Consider the following 12,229-nt stretch of genomic DNA (forward strand, 5'->3'; position numbering starts at 1 on the left):
GTGACATATAATGACCAATAAATTTGTCGCGCTGGTGACGGGGGCCTCATCCGGCATTGGCGAGGCAACCGCCATCAAACTTGCCGCTGCTGGCTACCGTGTTTACGGCACGAGCCGACGTGGGGCAACCTCGAGTGGCGCTCGCTTTCCAATGCTGGCGCTTGATGTGACAAATGATGAATCTGTCGAAGCTGCCGTTACCGAACTTCTTCGCCTTGAGGGACGCATTGATCTTTTAGTTAATAATGCGGGTTTTGGCGTTGCACCCGCAGGCGCAGAAGAAAGCTCAATAGAACAAGCCAAGAGTATTCTAGACACAAACTTCTTCGGTATTGTCCGTATGACTCGTGCGGTCGTGCCCCATATGCGCCGTCAAGGATCTGGCCGGATCATTAACATCAGTTCAATTATAGGTGTTGTGCCTATGCCTTATTTGGCCCTTTATGCCGCCAGCAAGCATGCCGTTGAGGGCTACTCTGAAGCTTTGGATCATGAATTGCGTACACGCGGCATTAGAGTGTCATTGATCGAACCGGCTTTTACCAAAACCAAATTTGAAGCAAACAATGTCCAGCCTGATTCTATGCTTCCAGAGTACGACAAGATCCGCGCTAAGCTGACTAAAGTTGTAGAAGAAGCGATGGAAGGTGGCGACACGGCTGAGGTCGTCGCGGAGGTGGTGCTAAAAACGGCTCAGGCAACTAAGCCTCAATTACGTTATACCACTGGTAAGGCAGCCGGACAGCTTAGATTTTTACGCAGATTTGCCCCAGCCTCTGTATTGGATAAAGTTATACGTAAAAGCTTACGGATTGATGAGAAAGGATAACACCTGTGAATTTTCGACATGTGGCAATACTCACTTCCTTGTTGTTCCTAGTTTTAGCCCTTGGCTGGATGTTATGCCCTGAGCAAATGCTGACGCAATGGGGTGTGCAATATAGCGATGGCGCAGGCGTTGTTAGCCGCCGTGGCGCGGCATTTTATATAGGGGTAGCCATCATGTTTTTCGTGGCTAGAAATGTTGAGCATTCAGCGACCCGAATGGCACTCATCAAAGGAATAATAACGACTTGTACTGTACTAATATTACTAGCTGCTTATGAGTTTTCAGTAGGTCACGTGAGTAACAGAATCCTGATAGCAGCGTTGATAGAGGCGATTTTAGGATTGGCTTTTTTGTATGTTTGGCGCACATCGATTAAAAAACATCACGTTAGCAATAAGTTGAGAACACATAAATGAAAGCACTCACTCTCAAGAAATACCATAAATCATCACCCGTCATTGAGTTTAGTGATGTCCTTAAGCCGACAATCAAACCCAATGAGATGCTCGTAAAGGTCTACGCGGCAGGCGTAAATCCTATCGACAATATGATCCCAACGGGGACGTTTAAACCAGTTCTTCATTTTAAGTTGCCGGCAACGCTCGGTAGCGACTTAGCTGGAGTAGTCACTGAAGTTGGTAGCCAAGTCACACGCTTCAAGCCAGGAGATGCTATTTTTGCCAGCATCTTTGATCTAGGCATTGGCTCGCTTGCTGAATTTGCTTTGGTGCCAGAAAATACGGCTGCGCACAAACCCGCTAATCTTGATTTCGTGCAAGCCGCCTCAATCCCAATGGTTGGTCTAACCGCTTGGCAAGCACTCAAAGAACGTATCATTCTCAAAGCGGGTCAGAAAGTCTTTATTCCCGCAGGTTCTGGTGGCATAGGGACGTTTGCGATTCAATTAGCAAAACACCTTGGCGCATCGGTTGCTACAACGACCAGTACAAAAAATATCGATTTGGTACGCAATCTTGGCGCAGACACTGTAGTGAACTATAAAAAACAAGCGTTTGAAGCAGTGCTAAACAACTATGATGCAGTGCTAGGCACCACAAGAGGTGACACCATAGAGAAGTCCATCAATATCCTCAAACCAGGAAGCAAGATCATCTCTCTTGTTGGCCCCCTAGATGCGGCTTTTGCTCGGACACGCAAACTAAATGGGATATTAAGCTTTATATTTGGATTGATGAGTCGAAAAATCAACCGCCTCTCGAAAAAGAAAGGCGTTGACTACTCTTTTCTATTTGTTCGCCCCGATGGCGCTCAACTTAGCGAAATCAGCAAACTCATTGAAGCAGAAACTATCAAGCCTGTTATCGACAAAGTTTTTCCATTCGAAGAGGCAAAAGCAGCGCTGGCTTACCTTGCTGAAGGACATGCCAAAGGAAAAGTCGTTGTCAAAATACATGATTAAAACAAAGCAATATTCATTTATAAGCGTTGCATAAGCTGCATTTACGGAGAGCCATGTTATGGCTATCGCTTAGTTGAACCGAGTCTTTTAGACTTCTCGTTAAGTGAGTAAACCTGCTTATTCAAGTGAAGTGTTAACAAAGGCCCCCTGATCTGAGCAACCTCCCATATCTATATGTAGTTGGTCAGGTAACTGACCAACTACAAAAGTAAAATCAATTAGTTGAAGCCGATGCACGATAAATTGCAGCATCAGAAACAGCTCGAAATAAGTTTACTTCGCCTGGTCGCTGATAAAACGCACTACCTGAGTTTGAATAATGTTGTTGATTGTCTAACTTCACTTCTCCACTAAGTACAAACCAGATACATGCACCTTCCTCCTCAGGTGTTGCTAGTGATTGTCCCTTTTCAAGTTTATATTCTCTCAGAGCGAAATCATTCACAGGGACAATGTAGTCCGTACTTCCATCGGTATTTGCTCTGCCTTTTACGGTAGCTGGCGTGATAGGAGAGAAATCTGTAATTTCCAGTAGCTCTCTAGTGTCAACATGCTTAGAGGTCAAACCACAGCGAATAACATTGTCAGAGTTAGCCATCAACTCAATATTTTGTCCCTCTAGATATGCGTGAGGTACACCTGCGCCTTGGTAAACAACATCCCCTTTCGGCACATACATTAGGTTCATGATGAATATCATCAAAAGCCCAGCATCAAGATCCATGTTATCGCGCTCAATTCTTTCCACCGCTCGCATAAACCAGAACAAAGACTCAGATTTTGAGATTTCATTCTGTGCGTAAGCAGAACGGTTCGCTTCTATAATTGGGGTTAACAGTCGAAAAAGATTTGATTTCGGTAGGTTAAAAATCAAAGAGACAAAGCCCTTGATACCGATCTCAGAATACAACTTGATGAGTTCATGCAATGACTTGTACTTGTTTAGTTCAGCCAAAGTTTCCGTAACGTTACGGAAACCATGCAATAAATAAAAATCGGATAGCGCTAGCATCAACTCCGGTTTATGGTTGTCATCATGATAGCTACGTTGATCTTGAGCGATACCTTTAGAAATCTCTCGTTTATAACCTTTCTTCGCCTGTTCAATGGTTGGATGCACTTGTATAGATAAAGGCTCTCTTACATCTAATATTTTGAAAAGAAAGGGTAAACGACATCCATAACGCAAGACTAAGCCTTTACCTAGACGGTATTCTGGTGCCGCCTCGATCCATTTACACAGAGGGGACCCATCAATTAAAGTCGCAGAACCGGACTTGTGGTCACCTAGCCATAACTCCGCTGCTGGCTCATTTCCTAAATTTGTGCCCAGCATCATTGGCAAATAGTGATAACCACCCCAGGCATATTGTTTTATTGAACCTTTTATTTCGATCATCTTTCTCTCCTCAAATTAGTTCCTCTGCTACACATGAAAGCGATAGCAAAGTCCCTACAAAACTAAGTATTAAATTTGTCTAATTCACGGTGTTGCTGCTTAGATAGATATAAGAGGTGAGAACTGCGTTCATTTACATTTTCTAATGCACTTATACTAACTTCCAAACCTGATACAACATCAGCGACAGCGGTAGCGATATGAGAACACGATTGAAATTGCTCGGTTGAAGAACGAGTAATAACATCTGTTTCCACTACTAAATCTGAAATATGTTCATTTATTTGATTAATAACTGTCTTAACCTGTTGTAGATGGAGGGTGTTCTGTTCCATTTGAACTGAACATGAAGACATTCCCTGAACAGCAGTAGTACTCGCTCGATTCAAGTTATCAATCATTTTTTGAATTTTGTGTGTTGAGTGAGTTGTTTGTTTAGCAAGGTTACTCACCTCATCTGAAACGACAGAAAAACCGCGACCATGCTCACCAGCTCTTGCCGCTTCAATCGCCGCATTTAAAGCTAATAAATTTGTTTGATTCGCAATTTCGTCAATTACAGTAATAATCTGGCTGATATCTGATGTACGGTTTTCTACATCAGATATAGTTTTGGAACTCTCAGCAATCCGCTGATTTAAGTCTTCATTGCCCGTTACCATTGCATCTACAGAAATAAGAGTTGTTTCAACGAACTCCTGAATAAGGTGCGTGTGTCCCATCACCTTTGTTACGGCGCTTTGAGTATCTTTACTAATGTTTTCTAGTTGCTCGGCGGCTGCGGAAATTGAATGCATAGACAGCATCTGGTCGTTGCCAGTTTCACAGACATTCCCGATAGCTTGTGAATTGTCTTGGCTCTGTTCTCTCAATTCCGAATTGTTATTTTTTACCTGATTTATCAGCGAACTATTAGTTTTTATTACCTTTTCCAGTTGCTTCGTTAAATAAGTAAATTCTTCGCTCCACCCCGCTGTATTTACTCGTTGAGTGTAATCTCCATTCACCATTCGTTCTAAAACACTTAAAACATAACCAATGGGTTTCTTGATCTTGTGGGTTAAAATGGAACCAGCGAAGAGCACAAAGACTACGCAAACGACCAGTGTCACCAATTGAAATGACACAATCGTATCTAATACTGTTGTTACATTGGATTTCAATTTCTGATTGTTATCACGAACAACAGATACAATTTGCTTTAGATGGTCAGCGAATCCCGATTTATAATTAGAATACTGCTCTTTAAGGTCTTGTACGTATTTGATTTTATTTAATAAGTTGATCTGATTAGCGCTAACACCAGATGTAGAAAATAGGTATTCTGTTAACTGCTCACTAATTTTTTGATAGTCTCGATCATTATTTAGATCAACTAATTCATCTAGGAGATAGTCTTCTTCCTCTGCAATAATCGACTCTAGATATTTAATCTGCTTCTGAGTACTGATAGCGTCTTCAAGATCTCTTGAAAATAGTATCCTATTCGACAGTGCAATAGCGGCATTCCGCTTTTCAAGATAAGCCTCAATATCCTTTCGCAAAAACTCATCAATATCCGTTCTCTTATCAACCACTCTTTTGAAAATGATGTCTGATGAAGCAGCAATATTTTCTAATTCTTTGCGATCACGAATGATTTTTTGGTCTAGAGAGATTATTTCTTTCTTGGACTCAACAAGCTGATTAGATATCTTATGCCAAGAGCCAATGAGTTCAATAAGTTGCTTTTGAGTATAATCTTCAAAGAAATGTGCTGAGCTTACACTCTGCACTAAGTGTTCATAGCTGTTTTGTAAATCACCCTTTGCTATGTCTACAGTGTCTATTTTATCAAGAACCAGTATGTCGTTAAGTTGTAAATCTATAGATTGGCTTTGATGTTGTAAGTTGTTTGCCATCTCATTCAGTGATAGAGAACTTTGGATGATTTCTGCTAAGTTCGCTTTTGCTGATGTAGAGCGGTAAACCGTAAAAGCATTAGTTACAGAGAACATTACGATTACACTTACGAACGCAATAATGACTTGAGTTACAACTTTCATAACACTTCCAAATTACGAGAAAAGGAGAGAGCAAAGCCCTCTCCAAAACCTAAGACATGTATATGGTTTCTAGGTAAGGCAAGTTAGAACCAAACTTCCGCTTGAACACCGAAATTTAGAGTGTCTGTATCGCCATTACGCGTATAACCACTATCGATTTTCGATGCTGCTTCATCATCCCACTTCGCGTAAGTTACAAATGCACGGATTTGAGGACGTGCCCAGAAGCCCGTTTCTAACATTAGAGTTGGAGCAATCGTCACTTTGTAGAAGCCACCATCTGCACCATCAACTTTGTCTTCTTTGATGTGCTCGTAACCCAACTCGTATTGCATTGCAAAATTAGTTGTAATCTGGTTGTGCGGACGTACACCGATAGCAAAACTGTCACGGTCATATCCTACTGTTGATGCGTCGCTCCAATCACTCCATGGGGAGTAGTCGGAATCTTTTTGATAGAATGCAAAAGTTGATAGCTCCCAAGAATCACTCAGGCTAGCCAGACCATCGAAAACAACACGTGTAGATTTGGTATCTTCCGAGTTAGCAAAACCCCAACCGTTTTTGCCCAATGAGTCACCAGAAGCTAAGCCCTGACCATATTGAACCGCAATTCGTGAATAACCGTTTGCTACACCATAAAAGCCATCAAAATTGTAAACACCTGTAGCACCGAGACCATCTGTAGCCGCACCTTGATGCCACGAATGCTCCTCCATTGAATGAGCAACAAACTGAAGGTCTAAGCCAGTATCGGCAATTTTCTTGAACCAAACATTAAGGGATAGATCGTCTGAGTAACCTTGAATAGTAGTGTCTGTAGGGTTTTCATTATTTCGGTCACTTGGCATAAATGCATAGATACCTACGTCCATTTTGGCGAAGCCAACATCGACTTTATCTACACCACCACCAGTGCCATTGTATTGAATGTATTCCCAGTCATACTGATGGTTTGAAGTATTTGATGAACTGTAACGCTTACCCGCCCAGAAAACACTTTCAGGAGAAAACGAAAAACCGCCCATTTCAACAAAACCTTCACGGAACTGAATGTCATGGTTGTCACCGTCTTGACAATTCCAGTCCGCAGTACAAGTCGTTTCATGAGTTAGGTTTGTGCGTACCTTCGCCCATGTACCTTCATCAGTAGTAAATTTGAAAGTTGGTAGCAATTCGATCTTAGTATTCTGCTCATTGCCAAGACGGAACTTACCGTAACTAGTAAATAAACCTAATGAGTTTGAACGTGTGCCGTCTCCGTTCAACAATAACCCTGATTTTAAGTAACCATGGAACTCAGTCGCAGTTTCGATTGCAAGTGCGGGAGCAGAGGTTACAACCAATCCTAAGATAATGCCTTTCGTTAATTTATTTAATTTCATAGTGTTTCTTCTTATCGTTACTGTAGGTGTTTTTATAACAACCATCCTTAGTAAAACCTTATGTACAAAGGAACCACTGATGGCAAAGGAATATTTAGCGATTAACGTTACTATTGGATTTAAAAATATTACAAAGATCACATTATAATAAGAGCACTTAGCTGTGCCCTTATTATTAAATTGACTATTTATACTTATTGTTCGACTCAATCAATGCTATGCGTTGTTTTACACACTCAGCAGATGTCAGCGGATCACTAGGAGTATTTACAACATAGTCAACGAGCTGCTCTACGGTAGTAGTTAAAACGTGGCAACGAGTATCGGAAGACGCATAATAAATAAAGACTTCGCCATTCTCACGAGCAATCAAACCATTCGAAAAGACAACGTTTGATACATCACCTACACGCTCATTTCCTTCTGGCGCTAAGAAATAACCACTAGGTCTGTGTGTAACTTTCTTAGGATCTTCAAGTGAAGTCATGAAGCTATACAGAACATATCTTAAACCTGCCGCAGTGTTACGTACTCCGTGAGCAATATGCAGCCAGCCTTTATCCGTTTTTATTGGCGCAGGACCTTGACCATTCTTTGACTCTTTAATTGTGTGGTAAGTTTTTGGATCAATAACGTATTCTTCTTCTACAACGGCATTATCCATTGAATTTGCAAAGCCCATACCGATGCCACCGCCAGCACCTGCTTCAATGAAGCTGTCTTGAGGGCGAGTGTATAATGCATACTTACCATCGATAAATTCAGGATGTAAGACTACGTTTCGCTGCTGTGCAGAACGTGTTTTTAGATCAGGTAGGCGTTCCCATGTCACTAAGTCTTTAGTTCGTACAATACCACACTGTGCAACGGCAGCAGATTCATCACCAGGAGCTGCATTTGGGTCTTTTCTCTCTGTACAGAACAAACCATAAATGTAGCCATCTTCATGTTTCACCAAGCGCATGTCGTAGACATTTGTATCTGGATTATCAGTTTCAGGGATCACACATGGCTTTTCCCAAAATTCAAATCCATCAATACCATTAGCTGACTCAGCTACAGCAAAAAACGACTTGCGGTCATAGCCTTCAACACGTGCTACCAAATAGAATTTTCCATTCAGTTCAATCGCACCAGGATTAAGAACTGCGTTAATTCCTAAACGCTCCATTAAAAATGGATTTGTTTCAGAATTTAAATCATAACGCCATGCTAAAGGAGCATGTTGAGCCGTCAAAACTGGTTTTTCATATCGATAAAATAAACCATTACCAGGCTTAACTGGAGCATTCTTATATTCAGTATTGTTTTTAAACTCAGATTTCAATAATGAGAGTCTTTCATTAAAAATTGACATATAAAACCTTTAATATTTAAATTAAATTCTAATAAATAGAATATATTTTGTTTTATACAATCATTTAGGTGATAAACGAAACGTTACGATAATCACCTAAATTAATTAGTACAGTATTAAAATACTTCTGAGTTGCTTTTCAGCTCATTGATCAAGTCATCTACAGTTGTATAAGCTACTGCCGAATAGGTATCAGCAGCACCGTAGTAAACAGCAATACGACCTGTATCTGCATCGGCTAGCGCTGCACATGGGAAAGCAACGTTTGGTACAAAACCTGTTGTTTCATATGATTTTTCTGGCGTTAAAATGTAGTCACGAGTGCGGTACTTAACTTTCCATGGTTCATCGATATCAAGTAGTGCAGCACCAAAACTATATACAAAACCATTACACGTACCGGATACGCCGTGGTAAATCATCAACCAACCTTCTGAAGTTTCAATTGGAATCGGACCAGCACCGATCTTAGTACCTTGCCACCAACCGTTGCCACCTTTACCCATTACGTGTCTATGCTTACCCCAGTATTCCATATCATTAGAGTGGCTCAGGAAAACATCACCAAATGGAGTATGACCTGAATCTGAAGGGCGATTTAGAAGAACAAACTGACCATTAATTTTACGAGGGAACAGAACACCATTGCGGTTAAACGGTACACAAGCATTTTCAAGACGTGTAAATGTCTTAAAGTCTGTAGTCATACCAACACCAAGAGTCGCTCCATGGTCATCAGTACACCAAGTTACATAGTAGATGTCTTCGACCTTAACTACGCGAGGGTCATAAGCATAAGTTGGTTGAAATGGCTTACCATCTTTGTCTTTCCACTCGATAGGGTTGTGTTCAAATTCCCAGTTTAATGCATCACTTGAACGACCTACATGTAGATGTGGTCGACCATTTTTGTAATCACAGCGGAAGACACCAATAAATGAACCTTCAAATGGAACAACCGCAGAGTTATAAACACGAGCTGCCGCAGGGAAAGGGTTCCAATCGATAATAGGGTTTTCGCTATGACGCCACATTACGCCTTTTTCAGTTGCTGGACGCTCTTGCCAAGGCATGTTAGGAATAGCGTCACCAATAATTTTCACAGACATTTTGTACTCCGGTTAATATCTAAAATTAAATTTTTATAAGCACTACGCTTCAAGCAATGCCAAAATTTGTTTTGTTTTCGTTTCAACTAAATCTGGATTACCACGCGATTCAACGTTTAAGCGAACGACAGGCTCTGTATTTGATGAACGTAAGTTAAATCGCCATTCGTTAAATTCCATGCTTATGCCATCAGTAATATCAGTTACAACTGCGGTATCAATAAACTCATCCCATACACGCTGTACTGCACTCTTTGCATCAAGTACATGGCGATTAATTTCACCCGAAATTGGGTAACGCGACTGAGCTTTAGCTACAAATTGTGAAAGGCTTAGCCCTTTGGTAGAAACAAGTTCTGCAATTAATAGCCAAGGTAGCATTCCAGAATCACAATAAGCGAAATCTCTGAAGTAATGATGCGCGGACATTTCACCGCCATAAACTGCATCTTCTTGGCGCATACGTTCTTTGATAAACGCATGACCTGTTTTTGATTGAACTGCAACACCACCTGCTTGCGAAACAATATCGATAGTATTCCATGTCAATCGAGGATCATGAATAATCTTAGCCTTTGGCTCTTTGTTTAAAAACGCTTCTGCCAACATACCAACAATGTAGTAGCCTTCGATAAACTGACCGTTCTCATCAAATAAGAAGCATCGGTCTACATCACCATCCCATGCGACACCAAAATCAGCGTTGTGCTCAATGACAGCGTCTATTGTCGCTTGACGATTTTCTGGCAGTAAAGGGTTAGGAATTCCATTAGGGAAGTTACCATCTGGGTTATGATTTACTTTAATGAACTCAAACGGCAGGTTTGCTTCAATATTATCAATCATATGACCTGCTGCACCGTTACCAGCATTTACTACAATTCGTAGCGGACGCAACGACTCTCGATTCAAGTAACTCAGCAAATGTTCCGTGTACTCGCCAGAAATATCGTAACGTTGCGATTTTTCTGTGTATAAAGACGCATTATTTGACTTAACATAGTCTCTAGACTCAACTAAGTCCTTAATTTCATTTAAGCCAGAATCACCGCTGATTGGTTTCGACTGCTCACGAACTAGCTTCATCCCATTGTATTCTTTAGGATTATGGCTTGCTGTAACCATAATACCGCCATCAAGTTTAAGGTGACTTGTTGCGAAATAAACTTCTTCAGTACCCACTAATCCCAAGTCTAAAACCTCAGAACCACCGTCAATTAGCCCTTCGCGTAAAGATTGAGCTAATGATTGACTACTTAGGCGAATATCAAAACCGACAGCTACTTTCTTAGCAGAAAGAAACTCGGAACAAGCTCTGCCAATCCTATAAGCGATATCCTCATTAAGCTCGTCAGGTAACTTTCCTCTGATGTCGTAAGCTTTAAAAGCTTGAACTAACTTTTTCATTTCCAACCCTCAAAATCGTAACGTTACCATTTTATTTTTTTCACAGATCCTTTCAAGGATATCTTGAGATTTTTGGCTATAAGTGTGATGTATATTGAGTTTTAACTTTCTAATATTGGGGGGACATAAAAAAGCCAGTGTAAAATCACTGGCTCTAAATGAAATGGTTACGATTTCTAAATTAAAGAATGTTATCTAGGGTAGAGAGTTGTCTTCTCTACGTACTGAAGCTCTTTTGGATCAGCCCCTTCAACACACTGGACGATATAGCGAGATAGCATCTTTCCTACACTATGAAAATCTTGTCTTAAGCCAGGTACAGGAGGAGTGAAGAAACTCGGTAAATCACAAGTTTCAACAGCAATAACTTGTACGTCTTCACCAATTTTCTTACCTGCGTCTTGGATACCAGCAATCATGCCACATGCGCTAATTTCTGACCCGCAAATAACACCATCAGGGGCATCGTCCGACTCCATCATCTTTCGAGCATACTCTCGGTAATTATCCACATTTGTGTCAAAGATAATGTCTCTATCTTTTGAGAACTGGATACCATGTTCCATTGATGCTCTCTTCACTCCGTAATACTTATGCCAAGCATAAGTATAAATCTGAGAAGAACTAAGTAAGCGGATTCTCTTGCAACCTTTATCGTATAGATAACTCGCAGCCCTATAGCCAATATCGTAGTTATCTATATCAACATAAGCATGCTCTATGCTCATCTCTGTTTGACCAAAGGTAACAAAAGGGATGCCTTGCTCATGAAGATAAGTGACTCGCTCATCTTGCGTCAGTGTTAAGTTGAAAATGATCCCGCCAGCCAAATTGTTTTCAACCGCGTATTTAACTGGTTCTAGTGGGTCTTGATCTGGTTCTAATGGTAAAACAGTAAGGTGAAATGGTGTGCCGTCTAGTCCCGCAGTTAAGCCAGCGATCAGTGATAACGTGCCAACATCACCAACAATATCTCCAGCTTTTGTCACTGGCAATATCGCACAAATGTTGTAGTTGATACCAGTTCTTAACCCTACTCCGGATAGATTTGGTCTATAGCCCAACTTAGTAGCAGCCGCTTTTACTTTATCTTTTGTCGGTTGCTTTACATCGTCACCATCTTTCAGTGCGCGAGAAACAGTTGTAACAGACAATCCTGTATATTCAGCTATTGTTTTTAAGGTAGCTTTAGACATAGGGTTCCATGATTGCTAAATTCGTAACGTTAAGAAAGTGTCTCACTGATATATGTCTTACTCAAGTGCAAGACACATAAAT

10 protein-coding genes are annotated in these 12,229 nt (G+C 40.9%); 3 read left to right on the top strand and 7 right to left on the bottom strand.

The features are described from left to right. Nucleotides 1-10: 10 nt before the first annotated feature. Genes ACRQQK_RS04665 through ACRQQK_RS04675 form a run of 3 tightly spaced genes read left to right on the top strand, consistent with a single transcriptional unit; the run spans nucleotide 11 to nucleotide 2,249 of the window. Nucleotides 11-829, top strand: a complete 819-nt coding sequence (locus tag ACRQQK_RS04665) for an oxidoreductase (protein ID WP_457510264.1) — start codon at nucleotides 11-13, stop codon at nucleotides 827-829. Between the two features lie 5 nt (nucleotides 830-834). Next, nucleotides 835-1,245 carry a hypothetical protein gene (locus tag ACRQQK_RS04670; RefSeq protein WP_457510265.1) on the top strand — a complete coding sequence of 137 codons (411 nt, stop codon included), beginning with the start codon at nucleotides 835-837 and terminating at the stop codon, nucleotides 1,243-1,245. Continuing rightward, a complete protein-coding gene (locus ACRQQK_RS04675) occupies nucleotides 1,242-2,249 on the top strand; it encodes an NADP-dependent oxidoreductase (protein ID WP_457510266.1) in 1,008 nt (335 codons plus the stop codon). Before ACRQQK_RS04670 ends, ACRQQK_RS04675 begins: the two co-directional genes overlap by 4 nt. A gap of 214 nt (nucleotides 2,250-2,463) precedes the next feature. Here the strand turns inward: ACRQQK_RS04675 and manA are convergent, their stop codons facing one another. The 7 genes from manA to ACRQQK_RS04710 form a co-directional block, all read right to left on the bottom strand. After that, nucleotides 2,464-3,648: a mannose-6-phosphate isomerase, class I gene (gene manA, locus ACRQQK_RS04680; RefSeq protein ID WP_457510267.1), complete on the bottom strand. Its 1,185-nt coding sequence runs from the start codon at nucleotides 3,646-3,648 to the stop codon at nucleotides 2,464-2,466. A 62-nt stretch (nucleotides 3,649-3,710) separates the two neighbouring features. Then, on the bottom strand, nucleotides 3,711-5,693 hold the full coding sequence (locus tag ACRQQK_RS04685) for a methyl-accepting chemotaxis protein (protein WP_457510268.1): 1,983 nt from the start codon (nucleotides 5,691-5,693) through the stop codon (nucleotides 3,711-3,713). Nucleotides 5,694-5,776: 83 nt separating this feature from the next. Beyond that, complete coding sequence (locus ACRQQK_RS04690; protein WP_102967224.1) at nucleotides 5,777-7,078, bottom strand: carbohydrate porin; 1,302 nt, start codon at nucleotides 7,076-7,078, stop codon at nucleotides 5,777-5,779. 184 nt (nucleotides 7,079-7,262) lie between these two features. Continuing rightward, nucleotides 7,263-8,435 carry a glycoside hydrolase family 130 protein gene (locus tag ACRQQK_RS04695; RefSeq protein ID WP_102967223.1) on the bottom strand — a complete coding sequence of 391 codons (1,173 nt, stop codon included), beginning with the start codon at nucleotides 8,433-8,435 and terminating at the stop codon, nucleotides 7,263-7,265. Between the two features lie 116 nt (nucleotides 8,436-8,551). Continuing rightward, a complete protein-coding gene (locus tag ACRQQK_RS04700; protein ID WP_457510270.1) occupies nucleotides 8,552-9,544 on the bottom strand; it encodes a glycoside hydrolase family 130 protein in 993 nt (330 codons plus the stop codon). 42 nt (nucleotides 9,545-9,586) lie between these two features. Beyond that, on the bottom strand, nucleotides 9,587-10,951 hold the full coding sequence (locus tag ACRQQK_RS04705; RefSeq protein ID WP_102967221.1) for a phosphohexomutase domain-containing protein: 1,365 nt from the start codon (nucleotides 10,949-10,951) through the stop codon (nucleotides 9,587-9,589). 191 nt (nucleotides 10,952-11,142) lie between these two features. Next, nucleotides 11,143-12,147, bottom strand: coding sequence for a LacI family DNA-binding transcriptional regulator (locus tag ACRQQK_RS04710; RefSeq protein ID WP_112404627.1), 1,005 nt, complete (start codon nucleotides 12,145-12,147; stop codon nucleotides 11,143-11,145). Nucleotides 12,148-12,229 lie beyond the last annotated feature (82 nt).

This window comes from Vibrio sp. C8, assembly GCF_054051265.1.